Consider the following 25,727-nt stretch of genomic DNA (forward strand, 5'->3'; position numbering starts at 1 on the left):
ATCTAAAATTTGTTGCATCTTTTTAGCTTGTTGATTTCGCCTCCTCAGCCGGCGGGCTGCGTAACTGGAATGCTGCTGCTTTTGCTTCTTTCAAAAAAATATGCTGCGCATTTTTTTGAATCCCGGCAAGCCGGGACCGAACCAAAAGAGGCAGCTTATCCAGTTACTGTTTTAAATTCGAAACAGGGCTCGTAAACTTCATGTCTTTCTGCAAAGTATAGTAACAATGTAAATTTTAAATCGCCTAAGTAAACGACATTGGAATGTTGTGTGCCTATTGTCTGCTTGTGGCCGATTTTTTATTTTTTTAACTTACTTTCTTCGTCAGCAAGATGTTGTAAATAATTGCAGTAAATCAATTGACCTCTGCGCATACTGGATACCCTGAAAAACTCATTGGCTGCGTGCCATTTTTCATCGCTTAATTCAAAGCCCAACGGGTAGGCATTCAGCCCTAAAATTTCCTTGATAGATAACAGCGATCCAACACTGCCCCCGGTAGCTAGTTGAAAAGGTTGTTTGCCATAAATTGTTGATAACACATCGGAAATATATCTGTACTCTTTTGTATCCGCAGGCAATTGCATCGGGCTTGCATAGCCTTTGCCCAATTTGTACGTAATAGTAGCGCCGGGCGGACAATTTTTGTTGATGTGCTTTACAATCAAATCAATAATTTCCTTTCCGTTTTGATTGCTTACCAGGCGGCAGGTTATTCTTGCCATGGCGTTGCCGGGGATAATATTGGAGTGGCCTTCTGCTGCAGTATAGCCGCCCTGCATACCCACAATTTCCAGCGTGGGACGAAACCAGATTCTTTCCAACGGCGAAAAGTTCGTATCGCCTGCTTCGGCTGTAGTGCCTAAGATTTTCATATCTGTTGCCGGGTCGTAAGGTATTTTTTTGATCATCTCTTTTTGCTGTGGAGAAACAGGTACAACCTTATCATAAAATCCTTCCACAGCCACATTACCCTTGTGGTCATAAAAAGAACTGATGATTTGCGACAGGATCAAAACTGCATTGGGTGTCTTACCACCAAACTCACCAGAGTGCGCATCGGTGTTGGCTGTTTTTATGCTGAATTCCATTTGTGATGCGCCGCGTAAACTAACCGTCATCGCGGGCGTATTTTCATCATATTGACCATCGTCCGCATTCAATGCAAAATCAGCTTTTAACAGGTCTTTATTTTTTATCAGAAAATCTTTGAAATAGGGGCTGCCCACTTCTTCATTTCCTTCAAACATGAATTTTACATTCACCGGTAATTTTCCGTTGTTGCTTAACATAGCTTCCATCGCCCAGATGGTTGTCATCACGCCACTTTTATCATCACTGGCACCGCGGCCAAATATTTTTCCATCTTTAATTACCGGGGCAAAAGGAGGGTTGTCCCATTCCGACTCCTTCACAGGTTGCACATCGTAATGAGCATAAATCAACACAGTTGGTTTACCGGGGACTTTATCCCAGCTGCCATATACTACCGGGTTTCCATCGGTGGGTATCAGTTGTGTGGTCGGTATACCAATGGCCTTTAATTTATTTTGTATCCATGCTGCTGCTTTTTCTACATCAGGCTTATGGGATGGGATAGATGATATACTTGGAATGGATACCAGCTCAACAAACTCTTTCAGGTGTGCATCCATGTTGTCATCAATGTATTTTTCATACAGAGGCATTGCTGACTTGACAGATTGTTTTTTTTCTTTTTTGGTCGTTTTATTTTGTGCCATCAATTGTAAGCTCACGCATGAACTTACAACCGTTATAAAAAGCAGCCTTGCAAATGTTGATTTGGTCATATTGTTTTTTGCTTTGTAAAAAGAGAAGCAGTGTTTATAACGGCCGGCTTGCCCCGGTCAGGGTGTATTTTTTTACTATTTGATTGTAGTAATTGATGTTGCATTTTATTTTTGCCGTATCCAAATTAGCCTGCGGTTTGCTGTTAACAGTTTTAAAGTGATGGTATCACCATTAAAATAAAATTTCCGTTTAACCACGGTGCCCCAAACTGCAGGAATGGTGCTTGTTATGCGGCGGTGTGTAACAATATTGGCGGTGTCATCAACCGTATAGTTTCCAACATAAACATAATTAGAGGCAAATTCTGAAACGGCAGCTTTCAATTCAGGTAAAGACATTGAACCTATTTTCTGGTTCACCATTTTTTCATTGATGGCCTGTTCATCGTCAAGCCAGTTGAAATTGTTGTATCCTTTGGGCGTTATCTGCACGGCCATGTGTCCCAGGCCATCATAAATAATATAACTTTCACCGCCGTTATACCTTCCTGATTCTTTCCAAATACCTGCTGAATCCTGGCTTTCAATTTTATACAACTTATACATTCCCGCGAGCATTTTGCCGGCATCTTTTGTCGCCGGCTGCGGGCATACTGTTAAGTAAATGGCCGTAAATAATAAGAGATATAGTTTCATGCAGTTGCTGTTTTTTAAATTTATCCTTCTCACGCTTAGTAAGCTTTTTGTCCGGGTTGAGAATAACTCAAACAATTTAAAATGTCAATTCTTTTCCTGGATTACTCCGGCCTTGCATTTAAACCAAAAGTACTTTGTACGGCATTATAATACTCTTCATCCGTGGCTGCATTCCAATTTACATATTGTTCATCTGTCATTGAAGCCCGCCATTGCAAAAAAGGTATTGCATCCGGCCCAACCGGGTGGCGCAATTGCCAGCTGTTGCTTTCAGCAATTTCCAATATCTTTTCTGCAACCATAGATGGTTGTGTAGGTGTTTTAAGTGAAGCTGCAAACAAGCCGGCAAAACGTTTCGATTGCGGATATATTGAAGCTTCGTTTATACTAATGTCATTAGCCATTTGTGTATTGATAATGCCCGGTTCTACAATGGCTACCCGTATATTATGTGGTTTTACTTCCTGTGCCAGTGATTCACTAACAGCCTCCAGCGCAAATTTACTGGCAGAATAAGGGCCTAAGGGTGTGTTTGCAATTTTACCCGCAATGCTCGTTACATTAATGATACAGCCATTCCTGTTTTTACGCATCAATGGTAATAAAGCCTTTGTGCATCTGAGCACCCCAAAGTAATTTGTTTCCATCACATCTTTAAAATCGGCCATTGTCAATTCTTCAATAGAACCATGTCGCTCAATACCTGCATTGTTTACCAGTACATCAATTGATCCATTCTCACTAAGTATGCCGTCTATACATTGTTTAACTGATTCATCAGAATTCACGTCCATCGCAGCAATGGTTATTGGTAAGGCCTCGTCTTTAATTTGTTGCTCAAAAGCATTCGCACTTTGCGGACTGCGCATGGTGGCAAAAACCTTATACCCGGCCCGCGCAAAGGCAAGTGCTGTTTCGAGGCCAATGCCTTTACTGGTGCCTGTAATAATTACTGATCTCATTTTTTTAAGTTTAGTAGTGTTTATCTTGATCGTACATTTTCGAAAAACAGACCTGGTTCGTTATTTTTTATCTGCAACAAATTGGTTACTCTCTACCTCTTTTAAAAATTTAATCAGGGTGTTAAAATAATTTTGCTGATCATCATACATACTCATATGGCTTCCGTTGGGGCATAAATAGGTGTGGCTGTTCGGAATCAGTTGTCCTTCTTTTTTCATATCAGCCGGATTCATCTCATCATACATTCCGCCAATTACCAACGTTGGAACTTTTATATCAGCTAAGCGATCCCACATTTCCCAGTCTTTAAAATTTCCTGTTACATGAAATTCATCCACCCCCTGCATTTGAATGTAGATGGATTGGTTTGCTTTTTTAAATGCCCTCATCAATGGCTCCGGCCAACTCTCCAGTGGAAGCCTGCAAATGGTTTGCGTATATAATTTACTCATCAGTAAATTTTGGTATTCAGGTGACTGGTAAGCCTTTAATTTATCTAGCGAATCATAGGTGGCTATGTCAGCCCTGGTTAAATATTTCTTTTTTAATTCTTCTGCGTAGGGAAGGTAACTTTTAATACCAGCCGTCATGTTTGATAACACGGCGGCTTTTACGTGCTGCTGGTATTTGTGTACATATTCCATGGCCAGCATGCTGCCCCAGGAATGGCCCAGTAAATAAAAAGTATCAAGCCCGAGACCTTTCCGCACCTGCTCCACTTCTTCTACGTAGCGGGCAATGGTCCAGAGCGACGTATCGGTTGGTGCATCTGAATTGCCACAACCCAGTTGATCGTAATAATAAATCTCCATGCCTTCTTTGGGCAGGAAATCTTCGAAGCATTCAAAATAATCATGGCTAAAGCCAGGGCCGCCGTGCAGCAGCAATACTTTTATTTTTCCGTCACCAACTTTCTTTGTCCATACATTGTATTTGCCATCTACCTGTATCATTTTAGCACCGCCGGTTTTAACAATGTAGGCGCCATTCTTCGTTACTGTATCTACGGTAGTATTTATATTTTTTGGAGATTGCGTGCATGCGCAAACTGCACATACAATGATTACGGAGAGCGTTATTTTTTTCATCTTATTGTGCGTTTACCTGGTCCGGCATTTAGCGGGCCTTTCGTTTTTTAGTGTTATTCAAGTTAATTGAATTCGCTCAATGTTGGCGTCGAAGGTTTGGGTATTTACGGGTAAACAGGAAAATATCCTTTAATAATTTTTAGTAAGTGCGAAAGCAATCAAGCTATTTTTCTTTCAAATAAGTGTCAGTATGTTTTACCAGGTCATCATCAACATAGTTTTCAGTAAGCTTTACTGCACCTGATTCCATGAGTTCAAAATGAAGTTTCCAGTACATGCCCGTAGGATTGTCTGCTTCTTCAAATGTGTTGTTGCCGGTATATTCAAACTTGTTGCCGAACGCTTCATTTTTCATCCACAATACATTGTCTTTGCTGAAAAGCTCAACTGGTTTGTTTTTGTTGGAAATATCAGTATACACGCCGGTTAATTTTTCTACCGATGCAGCTTCCAGATGCAACACCTCCGCCATACTTACATTGTACACTACTTTTTTTGTGCCGTTGTTTAATTTCTGCACATTTAAAATCCGGGCTGTTGCTTTCGGCGAAGAAGCGTACCGGTCTTTTTTGATGTGCGTATCACCCGTAAAATAAAGTTGCGTTACCAATGGCTGGTATCCTTCCGCGGTTATCATTAAGTGAAAATGTGCCGGGCGTACATGGCCGCCACCAGCATCGTAGGCCACCGGCAAGATGGTATTAAAAGAGTAATTGCCATTGTCATCAGACCAGGTGGTACCACGGTACTTAAATTCAGCTGAACTATTATCATAAACACCTTTGGCATCGCAATGCCACAATTCAATTTTTGCTTTTTGATAAGGTGTTTTACAATCCTTATGCCTGATAATGCCACTTAGCTCAATCGGATTGCCAGGTTCATCTTTTAATGCCAGGTTATTTTTAACAGGGCTGCCGGGCCGGTAGAAAGGCCCGAGTATATCGGTGGTAGTTTCGCAGTCGCCAATATAATTGCTACCGTCAAATTGTATAAACCCGTAAGCGCTTAATGCCACTGCACCAAGTGCTGAATTTTTAATAAAGGTTCTCCGTTGCATGATGGTCTGTTTAGTGATGATGAAATGTTTACACCGGTTATAAATACACCACCCGTTTGCGGGTGGTGTAAGTCCTCATAACTATTCTGCCTGGTTATAAAATTCAATTTTTGGTGCACCCACCACTCCAGCATTTGTCATTAATTTTTTAAGTTCTGGTGAACTGATTCTCGCTTTTGCTTTTGCCATGTCTTTAATATCAAATATTATTTGCACTCTATTGGAATCATCAATGGCGCGGGACAGTACGACATCAACCAATCCGTTAGCCGATCTTGTTGCAGGACCTTCGGCATCATACACTTTTACCCAGGCGGCATAGTCTTTTACTTTATGGGTGATTGTTACCCATTGTTTTTGTTTTGAATCAGGATTAAAGCGGCTTACATGATAATACCCAATTTCCGGCTTTGACACCACGCCGTTTTTATCCATCACATCTTTCAGTCTCGGGTCTGCAGCAAATGCTTTTGCTTTTTGTACATCAGAAACCAATAGTGTAACAGATACATCATTGGGTTTATCCAGGCTCCTGGCCAATACTATAGAACTTAAGCCGCTTGCAGCACGGGCTGAAGAGTCCAGGTCAAATGCCTTTTTCCAGCTGGCGTAGTCTTTTACAGCATGGTTTATTTCCATCATATCAAAAGGTGCAGCAAGTTTGGGGGCTTCGGGCGTGGCAGCTATTGTTACTACCGAAGTGTCAGGCGTTTTTGCAGCTTCTTCTTTTTTTTCAGGACTGTTGTTGCATGAAAAAAGTGTAACAACGATTGAAGCCATTAATAACGGCCTTGCATTTTTTTGAATAAAGTTCATGTTGGTGGTTTTTAAAAATGAGTGTATTATGTTAGTGGGTTTAATAAGCATTATTGTATTTCCAGCTAAGTACTATTTCGGTAATCAGCAATGGAACTGTCCAGCAAAGCCAGATGATTGCCGGGCCTCTTTCTGTAAATTTTTCCATCAGTTGGATGGCGAGGGAAGAGTCGTTCAGCCACCGGAATGTTACAAAAGCGAAAGTGACCACATAGCTCCTGATCATCCATTCCCTGTGCTGCATGATGCGCCCCCGCATGACGGAAATATAGGCCATCGCCGCAGTAGTGATCCACGCAAATGCCAGCGCCTGTAAACCCAGCGCCCAGGAGAAATTCACTTTGATAGCACTCGTCCAGGCCAGGTAAGTGGAACAAACAGTGCCGATTAAAATAGACAACAGGTAGGTGCGGCCCAGCCACCGGTGGGTGTTAATGTATTTATTTCTAAAGCTTTTCCAAAACTGGAAAGGCCCGATTACCAGCGCCAGTAATCCTCCTGAAATGTGCCCGATGAGTGGCCATTTATAATTCCAGTACCTGCCAAAAGTGGCTTGCTGAAAACCAAAATACGGTAACGCATGTTGTATCACAAATTTGCCGGCAAATGCAATCAGCAACAACGAAACAACCAGTTGCCAGTTTACTTTGGGCTGCTGTATGGGGATCAGTTTAGATTGTGCCATGGTATAATTTTTTTTTGATTGTTGGCCTGTTCTTTTGATTGTGCTATGGTCGCTGTCACTTGTCTTATGCATTCCGCCAATTACTGCCGGACTGCCTCACATGCGGTAGTACAGTGCATTATAAATCCACTGGCATAGACAGTATTACGGGATCCAACACGGTGTGCAACTCTTTTACTGCATGATTTTTTGGATCATTGATGACGGCGCCCAGCAGCGCAACATCCGTTGTTTCTATCACCAGTACCACGGAATTCGGATCATTGGTATCCTGGAATGTTTAAAAGCTTGTCACTGCAGGAGCAAACAGGTTTACCCTGTCCTGGTGGTCTTTAAGCCATGCATGAATGTCTCTTACTTATGTCTGGCTACAATCGGCATGTTGATTATATTTTAATTGTGATGATACTTTTTATTGCTCTGAAAGTTTTTTAGTTAACCTTTTTATTTAGCTGTTATTTCCGGGTGTCTATTTTACTTTATGCGCTTCCATATCTATCTCAATCAATTGTCCTACCAATGCCAGTCCTTTTACTTCCAGCCAGGTACCGGTAGGAAATTGCTTTTTATAAACCGAATTGCGAAAACCAGCAACTTTGATAAACTCCGCCATATTGGTTGTGTAAATGTTTTCTGCAACCACATCATCAATAGTATAGCCATAATGCTGCAGAATTTTTTCCAGGTCGCTGTAACAATTTTTCATCTGCAGCTCCATATTTCCCTGCCCGATAATGGTCCCGGAATCGGTCATGCTGACTGCGCCTGAAATTTTAAGATCGTCGCCAATTTTAACCGCATGTGTGTAACCATATGCGTTCTCGAGTTTTGGCCGCAGGTTAAAATAGTCGGGCGCTTCGCTGGTGGCTTCTTTTGCTGCAGGTTCAGTTGCTTCTTGTTGTTGGGGTGGAACATGGTTACACCGAATAAATAATAGCGGACAGGTGAAGAGGATGCAGGCGGATAAAAAATACTTTGTCATTGGTTTACGTGTATTGAAATAATAAATGATGTTGCTTTATCTAATAAGTATGGATGGTGTCCTTTTTTGGATCAATTCCTTTTACAGCAGGGGTCGTTGGATTTGCGTATTTTTCAGGGGTGGTGTTGTTAAAAAGAGGGATACCGCATTAATTGAAATCATGTGCGGCAACAAAAAAATTTAAAAAGGGAGGAATGATTTTATTCATCCCTCCCTATGCATTGATTAGATTCCCGCCTTATCAATACTATCTTTCAGCAATCCGGGTCGTTAAAAAAGGATCCATTTGAAACAGCTGTCCTACTGATACGCCGGTATTGCCATTTTTATTACCTGTTTATTTCACGATGGCTTTTTCAATTTAAAGTGAACCAGCCATTGTGTAAATATTTCTTGCGTAAACCTAACGATTGCATAGGAGATTTTACAGCAGTTAAGGACGAAAGGGGGGCAAAACTGTCCGGAGAAGGCCTCTTGTTTACCGGGCGATGGAGTACAATTATCCTGAAGCGGTCTGGATGATATTTTACTACCGTAGACAGTCGTTGATAGAAAGATTACCATGTAAGGAAAACTGCAGGGTAGTTACTTTTTTAGCAGTGATATAATAAGATCAGGCTGCCTTCACCGGTTTAAATTCAAAATAAATATGGGTGCCGTTTTTTATTTCTTCCCGCATGGAGCCGCTGAGCTGCTGTGTTAGGAGGGACACCAGTTGACCGTCAAAACCAGTGCCATGTGTAACGTCGGATTTACCGACGCCATCATCCGACACTTCGAGCTGCAATACGCCGTCAGCGTGCTTTTGAAGTATGATCCTTACGTTGCCCTGGCGGCCATGCGGAAAAGCGTATTTAAGTGTGTTGGTTAAGAGTTCGTTTACAATGAGACCTAATGGCACAGCCGTATCAATATCTACATCCAGCTCGTTCATGGCGTACTCAATGGTTACCCTTTTGTCTGCACCAAAAGAATCCAGTATACTTTCACGAAATTGATAAAATAGTCTTTCATTTCAATAGCGCCCAGGTTAGTGCCCTAGTATAATTTCTGGTGCACAATGCCGATAGAATGCACGCGGCTTTGGCCGGCCAGCATGGCTTCTTTGGTGTTGGGATCATCTATTTGGATGTTTCCGGGAACCTGTTCTTGTATCGGCCGAAACTTTTTACAGGAAGATGGTTACATCGAAAAAAACATTACAACCTTTTGGCAAAAGCAGATGAAAGTATTACAACGTCTGCATCCGGTGCATCAGTTGTTCCCGCATACCCGTACCCAACGGCACCGCTTTATTTCCAATCATCACATGGCTTTCCGCTACCTCGTCTACATGCGTAATGTTGATGAGGTAGGAGCGGTGTATGCGCATGAACAGCTGCATGCTCATTTTCTCTTCTATTGTTTTAAGTGTTGTTGACAAGAGGTATTCGCGGCTGCTTGTAAAAATGCGGCTGTAATTGCGGTCGGCTTCCATATATAAAATTTCTGCCAGCATAATCTTGATCATCTTTTCCTTATGCCGGATAAAAATACGGTCACTTAAGATAAATGATTGTTCTTCTTCCTGTTTATTTTCTATCGGAATTCCGGCAGTATTTTCGGCCATCCGGCTGATGGTGAGTTCTATCGCCCGCTGCAGATCCAGTTGCTTGAAAGGCTTTGCAATAAAAGCATATGGCTTGGTTGATTTGGCCCGGTTAAAAGTAGCTTCATCCGAATTGGCGGTTAAGTAAATGATAGGGATAGCGCCTTGTTGTTGCAGCGCTATCGCTGTTTCAATACCGTCCAGTTTCCCTTTCAGATTAATATCCAGCAGGATGATATCGGGTTTATTTTCTTTGGCGTGCAGGATGGCTTCTTCTCCACGCGGCAGTATACCAGTAACCTCGTAACCGAGGCTGGTTAGCTGCATGGAAATTTTTGCACCGATGATCATCTCATCTTCTACAACCAGTATTTTAACGAGTGTGCCCATTGTGTGGTTTGGTGTATTTAAAATGTATGGTAATCAGGGTGCCGTGGTTAATACAGGTAGTCAGTTTGCCATTCAGTTGCTGCACGAGTAAATTTACCAACTCTGTTCCAAAGCCGGTGCCTTTAGCAATAGTATTTTCAGGCCTGCCAATACCATTATCGCCCAGGCAAAAAATGTATTCATCCGGCACTTCCGTTTTCTTCAGATCAATGGTTATTTCTCCCGGTTGATTTGCCGCAAAACCATATTTCAATGAGTTGGTGAGCAATTCATTTGCAATGAGTCCGATTGGTACCGCCGTATCAACATCCAGGTCCATTGGATGCATATTGCAGGTGATGCGGATACGATCTGCCGCGTTGTAAGCATCAAGGATGCTTTCACCCAGGTTGTGAAAATAGTCCTTCATCTCAATCCCGGCAAGGTTACCTTTTTGATACAGTTTTTGATGAATGATGCCCATCGAAAGTACACGGTTCTGGCTGGCCTGCATTACCGCCTGTGCCGAAGGATGATCTGTTTGTGCCGCCTGCAAAGCCAATAATCCGGATACGATTTCCAGGTTATTTTTTACCCGGTGATGAATTTCTTTCAACAGCAATTCATTTTCAGCATTGCGTTTATCCAGCTGGTTGTTTTTTTGTTCCAGGTTTTCATTGAGCACTTCCAGTTGTGCATTTACCTTTTGTTTGTTTTGATAAGTGCGGTAAAGGCCCGCCAAAATAAGTACCAGCAACCCTGCTGCGCTCAGCGTTAACCACTGCAACCGTTTTTGCTGGGTTATAGACTGCTGCTGGGTTTTGATGGTAGTTTCTTTTTGCGCAACTTCAAATTCAGTTTGTAACCGGGCTACCCGCTGGTCAGCTTCGGCAGTAAATACGCTGTCTTTTAATATATCATATTGCTGAAAGGCGGTATACGCATTTTTATAGTCGCCTGTTGTGGCGTACGCATCACCCAGTTCTTTGTAGGCACGACTTAAAAAGAATTTATCGCCGAAGTTGTTACCTGCCACCTGTAAACAAATTTTTAAACTTGTAATGGCTGTATCAGGCTGATGGGTGAGATTCTGTAAATGCGCCAGGCAAAGCCACGACCGCATCAGCATAAAATTATTGTCAAGCAGGGTTGAATACCGGATGGCCTGCCTTGCATTAAAGGTTGCTTTTGCATAGTCGGAGGTAAGGGTATACAATTGGTTGAGGGCAATATAAATATCGGCCAGGTTATTGTAAAACTGGTACCGTTCGCTTTGTGCCAAAGCCAGTTTAAAATATTGTAGGGCATCCGGATAGTCTTTTACGGAGAGGTAATTGTTTCCCAGTACGTACAAGGTAAAACTATAGTCCATGTCTTCGATGCCGCGCTGTTTAAAAAGTGCCACAGAATGAAGCCCATATTCAATCCCTTTATCAAACTTGGATTGTTTCCAGAACAAATTACTCAGATCGCTGTAAGCCATTGCCTGCGCCTTCATGTCATGCAACGTATCGCCTGTGTGCAGTGCTTCCAGGGCATAATCTGCCGCTTTGCTGAGCTGCCCTTTTCTTTCCATAACATACCCCAGTTGCGTATACAGTTGTGGTAAATCTTTTTTTGTAACGATGGGTATTGCTGAAGTCAGTACTGCAAATGCAGAATCCAGTTTTTCCTGCCGTAGTAAGACGGCACCCAGCGTTACCAGTAAACGCCCTTCCCATATTTTATTATGAAGGCCTTTTGCAAATGCAAGTGTCTTATAGGTAAGTGAACAAGCTTTGTCAAGATTTCGCGTGTGCCAGTAATAGGCCAGGTCATTACCAACGGCCAGTTGCAGGGTATCAGGTAAGTTTTGTGTAGTAGCTTTTTCCAGTTCCGTTAAATAGGAAGAGTCAAACGCATCTGTTGCCACAAAAACGGGTCGATACGGCGGAACTCTTGAAAGGTCAACCAACTGGGCAGCGCTGGCAAACGACAGTAAAAGCATTGTGCAGGTAAAAAATATTTTCATTTTATATCCAGGTAATAACACCTCGCCCGTTTTTTTTAAGCACTGATCCCGCTTCTGACAGTATGTATCAGTTTAATTAACTTAGTAGTCAGGGTGGTTGTTAAAATTATCGAATGGGTAATGGAATATAAAAAGAGGCTTTTGCGTTTGGGTTGCTATGCCTGCTTAAATTATTTAACGGCATTTGCTTTAAATACACGGATAAAATTCCCGCCTAAAATTTTGCGGATGTCTTTATCACTGTAACCTCTTTCCACCAGCGCTTTGGTTACCAGCGGGTAATCTTCCACACCGTTCAGCTCCAGTGGTGGCGCTTCAATACCGTCAAAGTCGCTGCCCAGGCCTACATGGTCAACACCTATCAGCTTTACAATATAATCCAGGTGATCTATCAGCACGGACAGGTGCGGACGGAAATTTTTGACTTCATCTTTGTAAATTTCGCCCACCATAATAGCAGCATAATCGGGTTGTACTTTTAAGGCTATTAAAGAATCAACGGCTGACTTATGTTGCGCAACAAAAGCCATGGCCTTTGCTTCATACGTACTGTCAATAAAGCCGGCATAAAAATTAAGGTGAATAACGCCGCCATTTTTTCCAATGGCTTTTATCTGTTCATCCTTTAAATTTCTGCGGTGTTTGCATAAATTCCAAACACTGCTATGTGATGCTATAATGGGTTTGGTTGTAGTATTGATCACATCCCAGAATGTTTGTTCTCCGTTATGACTAATGTCTACCATCATGCCCAGGTCATTCATTCTCTTGACGATTTGTTTCCCGAAATCCGTCAGTCCTTTGTGTTTCAGTGAATCACCTTTTAAGGTTTCGTCTGCGGCTGATGTAGCCCAGTCGGTAGAATTATTCCAGGTCAATGTCATGTACCTTACACCCCTGTTAAAAAGCGTATCCAGTTTATTCAAATCATTCTCTATCATGTGGCCGCCTTCCACACCCAGCATGGCCGCCAGCTTTTTTGCCTTGATGGCCTGCTGCAATTGCGCCGGCGTTTTAACCAGCATCATTTTACCCGGGTTGCGGTTACACCAGGCATACACCGAATCGATTTCCCGGTTGGCAAATGCATAGGGATGTTCCTGCTCAGGCCCGCAAAAAATAGAGAATACCTGTACATCAATGCCACCTTCTTTCATCCGGTTTAAATCAGAATGTGTTTTGCCTTTCAGGTCGGTATCAAACTGCACCTTTTTTTCAATGGTGGCACTGGGGATGTCATTGTGCGTATCAATCAATATGGCATCATAGTGCAGCTTCTTGTACGACTGCGATTTTGTAGTTAAAAAACAAAGGGTGGTTAATAACAGAAAGAAAAGATTTTTCATAATAAAATTTGTTTTGGTCATCGGACAACAATTGTGTTTGTACAACTTATTGTTTATTTCTTTTGGCTTCTAATGGAAGATAAATAAGCGCATGCCTTAAATGAGTAACAATACACGGAAGATAAATAACTATTATCAATTTAAATCCGGCGTTTTTGATAAATAAAATTTATACGGCATTTAGAAGAATAGCTCAGCAGTAACAATATGAAATTTATCCATTAAAAAAATAAAACAATTATGCATGGTGTTTAATTAAATAAAAACAATATAAATTAATATGCTAACTTAACATCACTAACTCCACCTTTTCAATAAATGTATTTACCATGCAAAATACACCTCTGTCAACAATCGACACCCTCCAGAAAAGTTTTAAGCCCATCGAAGAAAGTGAGACCACAAGACTGATATATGAATTAGAGGTGCACCAGATTGAACTGGAAATGCAGAACGAAGAACTGTTGCAAACACAAAACCAGGTTAAAAAGGAAGCGGAAAAATTAGCTGCCTACGCACGCAAATATGCAACGCTGTATGATTTTGCACCATCGGGATATTGCACCCTTTCCCGGGCAGGGGATATAATTGAATTGAATTTAAGTGCGGCAAAAATGCTGGGAAAAGATCGCGGCAGGCTGATCAATAACCGGCTTGCATTGTATGTGTCGCCTGAAACACAGCCCCGGTATCATCTTTTTTTGGAGAGTATTTTTACTGATAAAGCCAAACACACCTGCGAAATTATTTTATCTGTAAATGAACGGTCACCCATGCATGTTTTGCTTGCGGGCACAGTAGATGAAACAGAAGAAAGATGTTTTATAAATGTCATTGATATTACTGAAAGGAAACAGGCAAAGGAAACGCTGTTATTGCAAAATAAAATAAGCGAACAACATACCGCAGAATTGATACTTGCCAACAGGGAACTGACGCTCAAGAGTAAGGAAAACGAAAAATTGGCAGCTGCTTTAAATGCAAGCAATAAAAAATTAATTACGGCAATGCAGCTTTCAGACCAAGCTGTCCAAAAATATTTTACATTATACAACATAGCACCCTGCGCCTATTTTACCTTATCAAGGCACAGTAAAATTATAGAGCTTAACCTTCGCGGGGCACAGCTGCTCGGGCGGCAAAAACTCACACTAAAGGGTAAGCTTTTCTCAGCATTTATTACTGTTGAATCCAGGTCTGTATTTGACCATTTTGTAGAACAAATTTTTAAAACAAACCTCAATCAAACCTGCGAGCTGTCGCTGACAATGGAAGGCAGGCCCCTGATGTTTGTTCACCTGGAAGGCAGCCTGACCGACAACGGAGAGCACTGTTTTCTAACGATGCTGGATATTTCTGCCCGTAAAGAAAAAGAAAGCAAAATCCGGCAGCTGTCGCAGGCCATCGAACAAAGCCCGGTAAGCATCATTATTACCGACACCAATGGAAGCATTGAATATGTGAATTCAAAATTTGGAGAAGACACCGGGTATAGCTTTGACGAAGTAAAGGGCAAAAATATTACTGTACTGAATTCCGGACATACAACTGGTGAGGAATACGAAGCATTGTGGCAGGCGCTGAAGGATGGCAGCGAATGGCATGGCGAGTTTCACAACAGGAAAAAAAACGGCCAGTTTTACTGGGAGTCGGCTGCATTTTCATGCATCCAGAATTCTGCCGGGGAAACAACGCACTACCTGGCAATTACCGAAGACATTACCTACCGGAAGCATACAGAAGCGAGGCTGGTAAAATACGCAAAGGAACTAAAGAATGTAAACTCAGATCTTGAAAATTTTGCTTTTATCGCCAGCCACGATTTGCAGGAACCGTTGCGTATGGTAAACAGTTTTTTAAACCTGCTTGAGAAAAGACTCGATAATCAACTGGATGAGACTACCCGGCAATACATTCATTTTGCACTTGATGGAGCGGCACGTATGAAAATATTGATACGTGACCTTCTGCAATATTCGAGGGTGGGAACGAATAAGGAAGAATTTTCCGCCGTGGATTTGAATGCCATATTGAATCACCTGCAGGACGTGCTCAGGCAAACGATTGAGTCAAACGCCGCTGTAATAAAGGTGCAGGCAATGCCGGTAATTATCGCAAATAATACCCTGGTGCGTGAATTGATGCTTAACCTTTTAACCAATGCGCTGAAATACCGGGGAGAGGAGCCACCTGAAATTGAAGTTGGATGCAGGGAAGAAGAAAACCGGTTTGTATTGTTTGTAAAAGACAACGGTATCGGCATCAGCGCCGAATATTTTGATAAAATATTTATCATATTTCAACGCCTGCACGCCAGGAGCAGGTATCCGGGAACTGGCATCGGTCTTGCCATTTGCAGAAGAATCGCAGAACTGCATAAAGGTAAAATTTGGGTAAAATCTGAAGAAGGGAAAGGAAGCACTTTCTTTGTCTCTTTTCCTAAATCTGCTGAATAATAAAAAATTCCCTTCTTCCCTTTTCTTCATTTGTTTTGTTGCAGGCCAAAGTACTGCCCGCTGGTTTTAACCAGCCTGCCGGAATTATCGACTGTACGCCTGTTTTTATTTTTTTCAATTTTATTTAAATCTTGCCTGCTAGCCAGCACCCGCTTCCGCGTAATATTTGCCTGCAAATAAAAATTTGGGCACAGCGCCCGGAATAGTAGCATCACTTCAATTCAGACTGTACTATCCATCCACTTCACATGATATGAATCATTTTCAGTACTGAAGTAAGTCACCTGTCACTGCTGCACGCCTTATTACCTTTCCTTGATTTTTTGAAAGTATCATTCTATTTTTTACAGACGAAATAATTATCTATGTACAATACAGATAGCACAAAGCCGGTAGATCTGCTGCAACATGCAGAAGGTACCGGGCCCCTCCGTTCCATGCGGCCGGTGTATGTTGATTTTATGCCGCCCTGCAACAGCGCCTGCCCTGCGGGTGAAAATATCCAGGGCTGGTTGTCCCACGCCCAGGCCGGCAACTATTTTGAAGCGTTTCAAACCCTTGCGGAAGACAATCCGTTTCCCGGCCTGATGGGCCGCGTTTGTGTAAAGCCTTGTGAAACCGGCTGTAACAGAAACCACATTGATACCACCATTAATATACACGCAGTAGAAAGATTTATCGGCGACGAAGCCATCCGGCAGCAATGGCCCATCCGTTGTACAGTCATCCCAACTGGTAAAAGAGTGCTGGTTGTGGGCGCAGGCCCCGCTGGCTTATCTGCAGCTTATCATCTTACACGGCTGGGACATACGGTAGAAGTTTTTGATGCCGGTGATCATCCCGGTGGTTTATTATGGACCGGCATCCCGGACTACCGCCTGCCGGACGATATATTAAAAGCAGAAATTGACCGCATTGTAAAAATGGGCGTCACCATCCGCTCCAATTACAGGGTAACAGATATTGCAACAGAAAAAGCCGTTGGTAAATTTGATGCCGTTTTTCTTGGCATCGGTTCCCAGTTAATAAAAAAAGAAAATTTTGAACAGGATGACTCTATACTAATTACCGATGCATTCGATTTCTTTAATCAGTTTAAAATAAACGCTGCTCCCTACACCCAACAAAAAGTGGTAGTGTATGGCGGTGGCAAACTGGCCTTGTACCTTGCCCGCATCATTAAACGGCTGCACTCTGAAGTGGCCGTTTATTTTTTTGGCGACAAAAAATTGATGCCGGCTTATGATTACGAAACTGAAGATGCACTGGCGGAAGGCGTGGATGTGCAGTTGCTGAAAAGCATCCGCAGCATAAAAAATAAAACGATCACGCTGGAGAAAATGAAAGTGGAAAAGGGCAAAGCCATCGGCACCGGTGAGTTTGAAACCGTAACAGCAGATGTGCTGATCAATGCAAATAAACAGGAAGCCGGTTCGGATTTTTTAAGGACGTTGGAAGGCATCAGCATCAACTTGGATGGTACGGTTAATATTAATGCGGAACGCATGACAGGGCAGGAGGGTGTGTTTGCCGGAGGTGATATGTTGCCTGGCGAAAACAGGAGTTCTACCATCGCCATTGGTCACGGAAAAAAAGCGGCCAAATACATCAATGCATATTTGCTACAACAAGCCTTTGAAAAAGGAGAGAAACATCCTACGGCCGGTTACCGCAAGTTACACATGTGGTACCAAACCGATGCACCGCAAAAAGAACAGGATAAACTGGCGCCTGCAGAAGCCATCAAAACCTTCGAAGAAATTATCGGCGGTTTAAATGAAGCCGAGGCCCGGTTTGAAGCACAACGCTGCCTCAGCTGCGGCAACTGCTTTGAGTGTGACGGCTGTTTTGGCGCCTGCCCCGAAGATGCCATCATCAAGCTAGGCAAGGGTAACCGTTATAAATTTAATTACGATGCCTGCACAGGCTGCGCTGTTTGTTTTGAACAATGTCCATGCCACGCAATAGAAATGATTTCAGAACCCGTTAATGTTACTACCGATGTCAAATAAAAATACAATCGCAACAATAGATGGAAATGAAGCCGCCGCTTATGTGGCCTATCGTGTAAATGAAGTCTGCGCCATCTATCCCATCACGCCTTCTTCTACCATGGCCGAACTGGCCGATGAATGGGCTGCCAAAGGAATTAAAAATATCTGGGGTTCTGTACCCGATATTATGGAAATGCAAAGCGAAGCAGGTGCCGCCGGTACTGTGCATGGCGCTTTGCAAACCGGTTCGCTTACCACCACATTTACGGCATCGCAGGGCTTAATGCTGATGCTGCCGAATATGTATAAAATTGCGGGCGAATTAACTGCCTGCGTAATTCATGTAGCCGCCCGTTCGCTGGCTGCACAGGGCCTGTCCATCTTTGGTGATCACCAGGATGTGATGGCCGCAAGAACAACCGGCTTTGCCATGCTGAGTTCTGTCAGTGTACAGGAAGCGCATGACTTTGCATTGATTTCACAGGTTGCAACACTCAAAGCAAGAATTCCGGTAATGCACTTTTTTGATGGTTTCAGAACTTCTCATGAAGTAAATAAACTGGAGCTGTTGACAGATGAACAGATCAGATCGATGATACCGGATGCGCTGGTGATTGCCCACCGTAACCGCGGTTTAAATCCGGAAAATCCTTTTATCAGGGGAACAGCTCAAAACCCGGATATCTATTTCCAGGGAAGGGAAACCGTGAATGACTTTTACAATAAAATGCCTGCCATTGTTGAAGAAGTAATGAACGACTTCGAAAAAATGACCGGCAGAAGATATGAACTTTTCCAATACTCTGGTGCGCCGGATGCAGAAAGAGTCATTATCATTATGGGCTCCGGTGGCGAAACAGTAGATGAAACGGTACAGGCATTGAATAAAGCCGGCGAAAAAACCGGTGTCATCCAGGTTCGCCTATACCGGCCATTCTCACTGGAGCATTTTATAAAAGCAATTCCTGCTTCTGTAAAATCAATCGCCATTTTAGATCGTACCAAAGAATCAGGTGCTTCCGGTGAACCCATGTACCAGGACGTGCTGGCAACTTTGGTAGAAGCATTGCAACAAGGTAAAATAGACAAATTACCAAGACTGGTTGGTGGCCGTTACGGTTTATCATCCAAAGAGTTTACACCAGCCATGGTGAAAGCGGTGTTTGATGAATTGAAAAAAGACAAACCAAAAAATGGTTTCACGGTAGGTATCAATGATGATGTAACCTTTACCAGCCTTACTTATGACCCATCCTATACATTGGATGAATCAGAATGGAGACAGGGTTTATTCTTCGGATTGGGTGCAGACGGAACCGTAGGTGCTAATAAGAATACCATCAAAATTATTGGTGAAAATACCGACCTGTTTGCGCAGGGATACTTTGTATACGATTCAAAAAAATCAGGTGCAAGGACAGTATCGCATTTACGTTTCGGACCAAAACCAATCCGTGCACCCTACCTAATCAGCAAAGCAGACTTCATTGCCTGTCACCAGTTCAATTTTATTGAAAAAGTAGAGATGCTGGAGTTTGCCAAACAGAATGCTACATTTTTAATCAACAGTCCTTATGACAAAGATGAAGTGTGGAGTAAGCTGACCGGGCAGGTACAAAAAATGATCATCGACAAAAACATAAAGGTGTACATCATTGATGCCACCAACGTAGCCAGGGAAACCGGCATGGCGGGGCGCATCAATACCATCATGCAGACCTGTTATTTTGCCTTGAGCGGTGTGCTGCCAAGAGAAGATGCCATTAAACAAATTAAAAAAGCCATTGAAAAATCATACGCTAAAAAAGGCCAGAAAGTAATTGATCTGAACTTTAAAGCGGTGGATGCAACGCTGGCTAATTTATATGAAGTTGAGTATCCTAAAACTGTTTCAGCAGCAATGCATGAATTGCTGATTGTGCCTAAAAAAGCACCGCAGTTTGTACAGGAAGTAACGGCTGTAATGATGGCCGGACATGGAGATGAATTGTCTGTAAGCCAGATGCCGGTTGATGGTACTTATCCAAGTGGGACAACCCAATGGGAAAAAAGAAATGTGTCTGACCTCGTTCCTATTTGGGATGCTGAAACCTGTATCCAGTGCGGTAACTGTGCGTATGTTTGTCCGCACGGAGTAATCCGGGCCAAGTTCTTTCACGAAAATTATTTGGGAAAAGCACCCGAAGGATTTCAGTCTGCGCCTATCAATTCAAGAGGTTTTCCTGAAACTAAATATGCTTTACAGGTTTACCTGGAAGACTGTACCGGTTGTAACTTATGCGTAGAAGTTTGCCCTGCGGTAAACATTACCGACCGTACAAAAAAAGCCATCAACATGGCAGAAAAGGAACCCATCCTGGAACAGGGCAAAAAGAACATTGAGTACTTTGAAAACATTCCATGGAATGATCGTTCCAAGATTGATTTCTCCACAGTACATGGTGCACAATTTTTGGAACCATTGTTTGAGTTCTCAGGTGCCTGTGCGGGTTGTGGTGAAACACCTTATCTGAAATTATTATCACAGTTATTTGGTGAACGTTTACTCGTTGCAAATGCAACAGGTTGTTCCTCTATTTACGGCGGTAATTTACCAACCACACCATGGACGGTAAACAAAGACGGCCGTGGACCAGCCTGGTCAAACTCACTGTTTGAAGACAATGCAGAATTTGGTTTGGGAATGCGCATTACGGCAGATAAACAACTGGGTGTTGCCAAACAATATTTGCTGGAACTGAAAGATCAACTGGGCGCAACGGTGGTGGATGAAATTCTGAACGCCAAACAGGTATTGGAATCAGAACTGGCTGTACAGCATTTAAGGGTACAGTTATTAAAAGAACAGTTGAAAAAAATGACTTCTTCACCAGCACTTCATTTGTTATCTGTAGTTGACCAATTGGTTCGCCGCAGTGTATGGTTAGTCGGTGGTGACGGATGGGCGTATGATATCGGTTACGGAGGTTTGGATCATGCATTATCAAGCGGAAGAAACATCAATATTTTGGTGCTGGATACAGAAGTGTATTCAAACACTGGCGGTCAGTCTTCTAAATCTACCCCAACAGCAGCCACCGCAAAATTTGCAGCAGGCGGTAAATCGGGTGGTAAAAAAGATCTGGCGATGCAAGCCATTTCTTATGGCAATGTGTATGTAGCAAGGGTAGCATTTGGTGCCAATCCGCAACAGACACTGCTGGCGATGAGAGAAGCAGAAGCCTACGACGGACCATCCCTGATACTGGCCTACAGCCACTGCATTGCACATGGCTATGATTTAAAAGATGGATTAACCCAACAGAATAAAGCTGTTGAAAGTGGCCACTGGCCTTTAATGCGCTACAATCCAACCTTGCGGATAAAAAATAAAAATCCGTTTATACTGGATTCAACCAGGCCAAAAATTTCGTTGAAAGATTACGCCTACAATGAACTGAGATACAAAGTGCTTACCATGACCAATCCAACTGTGGCAGAAGACCTGATGAAACATGCACAGGATTTGGTAAACCTGAAATGGAAAAATTATGAAGAGCTGGCTACCAAAAGAGCAAGTGATTTTGTTCCTATAGCCTGACAACAGCAACTTACTGCGGGAACGATTGATGAAGCAATGAAACGCTGTGGAATGAATGTGTGGACTATGACGACTGACTAAAATTTAAAAAGTTGTATTGAAGTGACAAAGAAATGGTTCACTAAAAATACAGTTAATACAATTTAATACTTAGCAAAATGAATACACAAACAACCTACATGGGGCTCAAACTAAATTCCCCGATCGTGGTATCAGCCTGTACCTTATCTGAACAAACAGATAATATTGTGATGATGGAAGATAACGGCGCCGGCGCTGTGGTACTGCATTCGCTGTTTGAAGAACAGATACACAAAGAAGAGAAAAGGTTAAACTCTGTGATCTCCAAAACCTCCAACGCATTTGCTGAAGCGCTGGATTTTTTTCCCGACCTGGAAGATGTAAGCTCCGGCACGGATGATTATCTTAACCAGATACGCAAGGCAAAAGAAAGGGTGAAAATACCCATTATAGCCAGTTTAAATGGCATCACCAACCAGGGGTGGGTCGACTACTCTAAACAGATGGAATGGGCCGGTGCCGATGGCATTGAAGTAAATATTTTTTTTATTCCGGGAGATATAACCATGTCTTCTGCAGAAGTAGAACACCGCTACCTCAACATCATTGATGCCATCCGGCAATCAGTCAATATTCCCGTCGCCGTAAAATTAAATCCCTATTTCAGTGCCATGGGCAATATGAGTATTCGTATGCAGCATGCCGGTGCCGATGCGCTGGTACTGTTCAATCGTTTTTACCAGCCGGATTTTAATATCGATGAATTGTCGGTCACAACCGATTTAAAGTTCAGCGAATCAAGCGAAATCAGGTTGCCCTTGTTGTGGATTAGTTTGTTATACGGCAAAGTATATTGTTCGCTCGCCGCAACAACCGGCGTTCAAACGGGTGTGGAAGTAATTAAATATTTGCTGGCCGGTGCGGATGTGGCGATGACGGCTTCGTCTTTATATAAAAATGGTATTCCTTACCTGCGTACTATGAACAAACAATTGCAGCAATGGATGGAAAGAATGGGCTTTGATGATGTGGCTGCATTCAAAGGCAGCATGAGCCAGAAACATATGCCGGATCCAACGGCTTATGAAAGGATTAACTATATTAAGATACTTGACAGTGTGAAGCAATCATAAATTGTTAGCGACGCAACAAGTTATGCAGCAAAAAAACAAAAAGTACATTACTTAAATTTTAATTGCAGCCCGGTTGTATTATATAGCGGCCGGACAAATTTATTTAATGTTAGCATAGGTGCAGCCGTTGGTAAATACTTTGTAAACAATAAAGGCGTTGCACTAATGGTTATATAAAAATAGCAAGCAATATCTCTTCTCCCGGCCAAACCAAAGCTGCGCTGTTGCATTTAAACGTGACTTCGTGTTGAATGAAAACATTGGAAACGATGGTATAAAAAAGTGATCACTATCACCTGCCGTTATGATAAATGTAATGCAAAAAAAACCTGCTTCGCTGTAATATGCATCGTTATAAAATCTAAAAATTTACATATGGCACAAGTTAAAAAAGCTATCAAATATGTGTATTATTTTGGTGGCGGAAAAGCAGATGGAAATGAATCCATGAAAAACTTACTAGGCGGCAAGGGGGCTAATCTTGCAGAAATGGCGGGGCATCCCAATCTTCGTTTACCTGTTCCCCCGGGCTTTACTATTACCACGGAAGTGTGTACGGCTTACTACAAAAACAAAAAGAAATATCCAGCTGAATTACAGGGCCAGGTGCAAAGCGCATTGGCTGCCGTAGAAAAAGAAATGGGCAAAAAATTCGGCGATGCCAGCAATCCGTTGCTGGTATCTGTACGCTCCGGTGCAAGGCGGTCTATGCCGGGCATGATGGAAACAGTACTGGATATCGGGCTGAATGAAAAGACAATCCTGGGCGTTATACAACAATCCGGCGACGAACGTTTTGCCTATGATGCCTACCGCCGTTTAATTATGATGTATGCGGATGTGGTGATGGAAAAAGCCGGTGGCATTGAGCCAAAAAATGGCAAAGGCATCCGCAAGGTGCTGGATGAAAAACTGGAAAAAGTAAAATCAAAACAGGGATATCAATTTGATACAGATATTAAAGTACCCGAACTAAAAGCACTGGTAAAAGATTTTAAAGCCACTGTATTAAAAGTACTCGGCAAACCTTTCCCTGATGATCCGTACGAACAGCTTTGGGGCAGTGTGGGCGCTGTATTCGGCAGCTGGAGCGGCAAACGGGCCATTGAATACCGCCGCATAGAAAAGATACCGGATGAATGGGGAACCGCTGTGACCGTGCAAGCCATGGTGTTTGGAAATATGGGTGATACCAGTGCCACCGGTGTTGCGTTTACAAGAAACCCGGGTACCGGAGAAAATAAATTTTATGGGGAGTATTTACTGAACGCACAGGGCGAAGACGTAGTAGCAGGTATCAGAACTCCGGCACCTGTAAATGATTATTCCAAAAACGACCAGAGTAAACACCTGCCATCGCTGGAAGAGACCATGCCTGAAATTTACAAACAGTTATTCGAAATACAGAACAGGCTGGAAAGGCATTATAAAGACATGCAGGATATTGAGTTTACCATTGAAAAAGGCAAACTGTTTATGCTGCAATGCCGCGTTGGTAAACGCAACGGTATTGCGGCCGTAAAAGTAGCCAGCGATATGTACAACGAAAAACTGATTGATGCTAAAACAGCCATCATGCGGGTTGCGCCCAACCAGCTCGTGGAATTGTTATTGCCTATGCTTGATCCCGAAGTGCAGAAGGTTACCAAACCGGTAGCCAAGGGTTTACCTGCAGGACCAGGCGGTGCAAAAGGTCGTGTTGTTTTCTCATCTGCTGATGCCGTTGAATGGGCAGGCAGAGGCGAGAAAGTGATCCTCGTAAGAGAAGAGACTTCTCCCGAAGATGTAGACGGTATGCATAAGGCGCAAGCGATACTTACCACTAAAGGTGGTATGACATCTCACGCTGCGCTGGTAGCAAGAGGCTGGGGTAAATGCTGTATCGTTGGTTGTGCGGATATTGAAATACACAGCGAAACAAAATCTTTTAAAGCCAATGATGGCACTTACATTAAAGAAGGCGACTGGTTAAGTCTGGACGGCACCAGGGGCCTTGTTTACACCGGAAGTATGGCGCTGGTAGATATTGACCTGGACGACAATGCAGCTTATAGAAACCTGATGAAACTGGTGAATAAGGAGCGTACAATGAAAGTAAGAACCAATGCAGAAACTCCTGAAGATGCTAAACAGGCATTAAAGTTTGGTGCAGAAGGGATTGGCCTTTTCCGCACCGAACACATGTTTTATGGCGAAGGCAGCGAGCAGCCATTGAGCCTGCTGCGTAAAATGATTTTAAGTAAAACAGAAGGAGAGCGCCGCCAGGCCCTGAAAGAATTGTATGTGTTTGTAAAGAAGGATATCAAGGCTACCATGGAAGTGATGAATGGCTACCCCGTTACCATTCGTTTACTGGATCCGCCGCTGCATGAATTTGTTCCCCATGATGTGGCTAAACTGCATGAGTTAAGTAAAGAGCTGCACATCAGTATGAACATGTTGCGCAGGAGGGTATTGGCATTGCATGAAAACAATCCTATGCTGGGTCACCGTGGTGTAAGGCTGGGCGTAAGTTATCCTGAAATTACAGAGATGCAGGTAAGGGCAATACTGGAGGCAGCGGCTGAATTAACAAAGGCAGGTAAAAAAGTGCTGCCCGAAATTATGGTGCCCGTAACCTGTACGGTAAATGAATTAAGTCACCAGAAAGTAATTGTTGACAGGGTGTACAAGGAAGTTTGTGAAAAAATGAAAGTTAAAAAAATCCCTTATCTCTATGGCACTATGATAGAAATTCCAAGAGCCGCATTAAGGGCCGATCATATGGCGGAAGTAGCAGACTTCTTTAGTTTTGGTACCAACGATTTAACCCAGATGAGTTTTGGTTTTAGCCGGGATGATATCGGCGGATTTTTACCGCAGTACATGGACTTAAAAGTACTGAATGATGATCCGTTTCAAACGATTGACCAGGCTGGAGTAGGGGAATTAGTGCGCATTGGTGTTGACCGTGGTCGTTCCACCAAACCAAATTTAAAAGTAGGTATCTGTGGCGAACATGGTGGTGATCCGGAAAGCGTAAAATTCTTCCACCGTACTGGTATGAACTATGTTAGCTGTTCACCCTTCCGCGTGCCGATTGCACTGCTCGCTGCAGCCCAGGCTGCCATTGAGTTTGGTAAAGGAAAATAAAATTTAAATTCTTTTAAACATAGCGCCGTTTCAATTTATGTAACGGCGTTTTGTAT

General features: G+C 42.8%; 17 protein-coding genes. 5 read left to right on the plus strand and 12 right to left on the minus strand.

Translation table 11 applies throughout. The features are described from left to right. Positions 1 to 299: 299 nt before the first annotated feature. The 12 genes from JWR61_RS14220 to JWR61_RS14275 all read right to left on the minus strand — a co-directional run bounded on the left by JWR61_RS14220 (position 300) and on the right by JWR61_RS14275 (position 13,355). Positions 300 to 1,811, minus strand: a complete 1,512-nt coding sequence (locus tag JWR61_RS14220; protein WP_301928431.1) for a M20/M25/M40 family metallo-hydrolase — start codon at positions 1,809 to 1,811, stop codon at positions 300 to 302. A gap of 105 nt (positions 1,812 to 1,916) precedes the next feature. Beyond that, the gene (locus JWR61_RS14225; protein ID WP_301928432.1) at positions 1,917 to 2,447 is read right to left on the minus strand and encodes a lipocalin-like domain-containing protein; all 531 of its coding nucleotides are present in this window, start codon (positions 2,445 to 2,447) and stop codon (positions 1,917 to 1,919) included. 101 nt (positions 2,448 to 2,548) lie between these two features. Then, complete coding sequence (locus tag JWR61_RS14230) at positions 2,549 to 3,409, minus strand: SDR family oxidoreductase (protein WP_301928433.1); 861 nt, start codon at positions 3,407 to 3,409, stop codon at positions 2,549 to 2,551. 60 nt (positions 3,410 to 3,469) lie between these two features. Continuing rightward, the gene (locus JWR61_RS14235) at positions 3,470 to 4,498 is read right to left on the minus strand and encodes a proline iminopeptidase-family hydrolase (protein ID WP_301928434.1); all 1,029 of its coding nucleotides are present in this window, start codon (positions 4,496 to 4,498) and stop codon (positions 3,470 to 3,472) included. Between the two features lie 163 nt (positions 4,499 to 4,661). Next, on the minus strand, positions 4,662 to 5,558 hold the full coding sequence (locus JWR61_RS14240; RefSeq protein ID WP_301928435.1) for a hypothetical protein: 897 nt from the start codon (positions 5,556 to 5,558) through the stop codon (positions 4,662 to 4,664). 81 nt (positions 5,559 to 5,639) lie between these two features. Further along, positions 5,640 to 6,374 (minus strand): hypothetical protein, encoded by a 735-nt coding sequence (locus tag JWR61_RS14245; RefSeq protein WP_301928436.1) that lies wholly within the window; start codon positions 6,372 to 6,374, stop codon positions 5,640 to 5,642. Between the two features lie 40 nt (positions 6,375 to 6,414). Continuing rightward, the gene (locus JWR61_RS14250) at positions 6,415 to 7,059 is read right to left on the minus strand and encodes a DUF2306 domain-containing protein (protein ID WP_301928437.1); all 645 of its coding nucleotides are present in this window, start codon (positions 7,057 to 7,059) and stop codon (positions 6,415 to 6,417) included. A gap of 469 nt (positions 7,060 to 7,528) precedes the next feature. Further along, complete coding sequence (locus JWR61_RS14255; RefSeq protein WP_301928438.1) at positions 7,529 to 8,041, minus strand: RidA family protein; 513 nt, start codon at positions 8,039 to 8,041, stop codon at positions 7,529 to 7,531. Positions 8,042 to 8,654: 613 nt separating this feature from the next. Next, positions 8,655 to 8,975, minus strand: a complete 321-nt coding sequence (locus tag JWR61_RS14260; protein ID WP_301928439.1) for a sensor histidine kinase — start codon at positions 8,973 to 8,975, stop codon at positions 8,655 to 8,657. A gap of 297 nt (positions 8,976 to 9,272) precedes the next feature. Next, on the minus strand, positions 9,273 to 10,019 hold the full coding sequence (locus JWR61_RS14265) for a response regulator (RefSeq protein ID WP_301928440.1): 747 nt from the start codon (positions 10,017 to 10,019) through the stop codon (positions 9,273 to 9,275). After that, positions 10,003 to 12,009 carry a histidine kinase dimerization/phosphoacceptor domain -containing protein gene (locus tag JWR61_RS14270; RefSeq protein ID WP_301928441.1) on the minus strand — a complete coding sequence of 669 codons (2,007 nt, stop codon included), beginning with the start codon at positions 12,007 to 12,009 and terminating at the stop codon, positions 10,003 to 10,005. The genes JWR61_RS14265 and JWR61_RS14270 overlap by 17 nt, the downstream gene beginning before the upstream one ends. A gap of 170 nt (positions 12,010 to 12,179) precedes the next feature. Further along, complete coding sequence (locus tag JWR61_RS14275; RefSeq protein WP_301928442.1) at positions 12,180 to 13,355, minus strand: dipeptidase; 1,176 nt, start codon at positions 13,353 to 13,355, stop codon at positions 12,180 to 12,182. A gap of 329 nt (positions 13,356 to 13,684) precedes the next feature. On the opposite strand from JWR61_RS14275, the gene JWR61_RS14280 reads away from it, so the two are divergent. From JWR61_RS14280 to ppdK, 5 genes are all read left to right on the plus strand, one after another. Further along, on the plus strand, positions 13,685 to 15,811 hold the full coding sequence (locus JWR61_RS14280) for a PAS domain S-box protein (RefSeq protein WP_301928443.1): 2,127 nt from the start codon (positions 13,685 to 13,687) through the stop codon (positions 15,809 to 15,811). Positions 15,812 to 16,176: 365 nt separating this feature from the next. Next, on the plus strand, positions 16,177 to 17,823 hold the full coding sequence (locus JWR61_RS14285) for an NAD(P)-binding protein (protein WP_301928444.1): 1,647 nt from the start codon (positions 16,177 to 16,179) through the stop codon (positions 17,821 to 17,823). Next, positions 17,813 to 21,385 (plus strand): pyruvate:ferredoxin (flavodoxin) oxidoreductase, encoded by a 3,573-nt coding sequence (gene nifJ / locus JWR61_RS14290; protein WP_301928445.1) that lies wholly within the window; start codon positions 17,813 to 17,815, stop codon positions 21,383 to 21,385. Before JWR61_RS14285 ends, nifJ begins: the two co-directional genes overlap by 11 nt. A 158-nt stretch (positions 21,386 to 21,543) precedes the next feature. After that, on the plus strand, positions 21,544 to 22,539 hold the full coding sequence (locus JWR61_RS14295) for a dihydroorotate dehydrogenase-like protein (RefSeq protein WP_301928446.1): 996 nt from the start codon (positions 21,544 to 21,546) through the stop codon (positions 22,537 to 22,539). Between the two features lie 375 nt (positions 22,540 to 22,914). After that, positions 22,915 to 25,671 (plus strand): pyruvate, phosphate dikinase, encoded by a 2,757-nt coding sequence (ppdK, locus tag JWR61_RS14300; RefSeq protein WP_301928447.1) that lies wholly within the window; start codon positions 22,915 to 22,917, stop codon positions 25,669 to 25,671. The last annotated feature ends 56 nt before the right edge of the window (positions 25,672 to 25,727 follow it).

The organism is Ferruginibacter sp. (assembly GCF_028288465.1).
Lineage (GTDB): Bacteria > Bacteroidota > Bacteroidia > Chitinophagales > Chitinophagaceae > Ferruginibacter.

Excerpts from the sequence above, each read along its gene's own strand:
- JWR61_RS14220 (WP_301928431.1), bottom strand. The coding sequence starts at position 1,811 with ATGACCAAATCAACATTTGCAAGGCTGCTTTTTATAACGGTTGTAAGT.
- JWR61_RS14225 (WP_301928432.1), bottom strand. The coding sequence starts at position 2,447 with ATGAAACTATATCTCTTATTATTTACGGCCATTTACTTAACAGTATGC.
- JWR61_RS14230 (WP_301928433.1), bottom strand. The coding sequence starts at position 3,409 with ATGAGATCAGTAATTATTACAGGCACCAGTAAAGGCATTGGCCTCGAA.
- JWR61_RS14235 (WP_301928434.1), bottom strand. The coding sequence starts at position 4,498 with ATGAAAAAAATAACGCTCTCCGTAATCATTGTATGTGCAGTTTGCGCA.
- JWR61_RS14240 (WP_301928435.1), bottom strand. The coding sequence starts at position 5,558 with ATGCAACGGAGAACCTTTATTAAAAATTCAGCACTTGGTGCAGTGGCA.
- JWR61_RS14245 (WP_301928436.1), bottom strand. The coding sequence starts at position 6,374 with ATGAACTTTATTCAAAAAAATGCAAGGCCGTTATTAATGGCTTCAATC.
- JWR61_RS14250 (WP_301928437.1), bottom strand. The coding sequence starts at position 7,059 with ATGGCACAATCTAAACTGATCCCCATACAGCAGCCCAAAGTAAACTGG.
- JWR61_RS14255 (WP_301928438.1), bottom strand. The coding sequence starts at position 8,041 with ATGACAAAGTATTTTTTATCCGCCTGCATCCTCTTCACCTGTCCGCTA.
- JWR61_RS14260 (WP_301928439.1), bottom strand. The coding sequence starts at position 8,975 with ATGAACGAGCTGGATGTAGATATTGATACGGCTGTGCCATTAGGTCTC.
- JWR61_RS14265 (WP_301928440.1), bottom strand. The coding sequence starts at position 10,019 with ATGGGCACACTCGTTAAAATACTGGTTGTAGAAGATGAGATGATCATC.
- JWR61_RS14270 (WP_301928441.1), bottom strand. The coding sequence starts at position 12,009 with ATGAAAATATTTTTTACCTGCACAATGCTTTTACTGTCGTTTGCCAGC.
- JWR61_RS14275 (WP_301928442.1), bottom strand. The coding sequence starts at position 13,355 with ATGAAAAATCTTTTCTTTCTGTTATTAACCACCCTTTGTTTTTTAACT.
- JWR61_RS14280 (WP_301928443.1), top strand. The coding sequence starts at position 13,685 with ATGCAAAATACACCTCTGTCAACAATCGACACCCTCCAGAAAAGTTTT.
- JWR61_RS14285 (WP_301928444.1), top strand. The coding sequence starts at position 16,177 with ATGTACAATACAGATAGCACAAAGCCGGTAGATCTGCTGCAACATGCA.
- nifJ (WP_301928445.1), top strand. The coding sequence starts at position 17,813 with ATGTCAAATAAAAATACAATCGCAACAATAGATGGAAATGAAGCCGCC.
- JWR61_RS14295 (WP_301928446.1), top strand. The coding sequence starts at position 21,544 with ATGAATACACAAACAACCTACATGGGGCTCAAACTAAATTCCCCGATC.
- ppdK (WP_301928447.1), top strand. The coding sequence starts at position 22,915 with ATGGCACAAGTTAAAAAAGCTATCAAATATGTGTATTATTTTGGTGGC.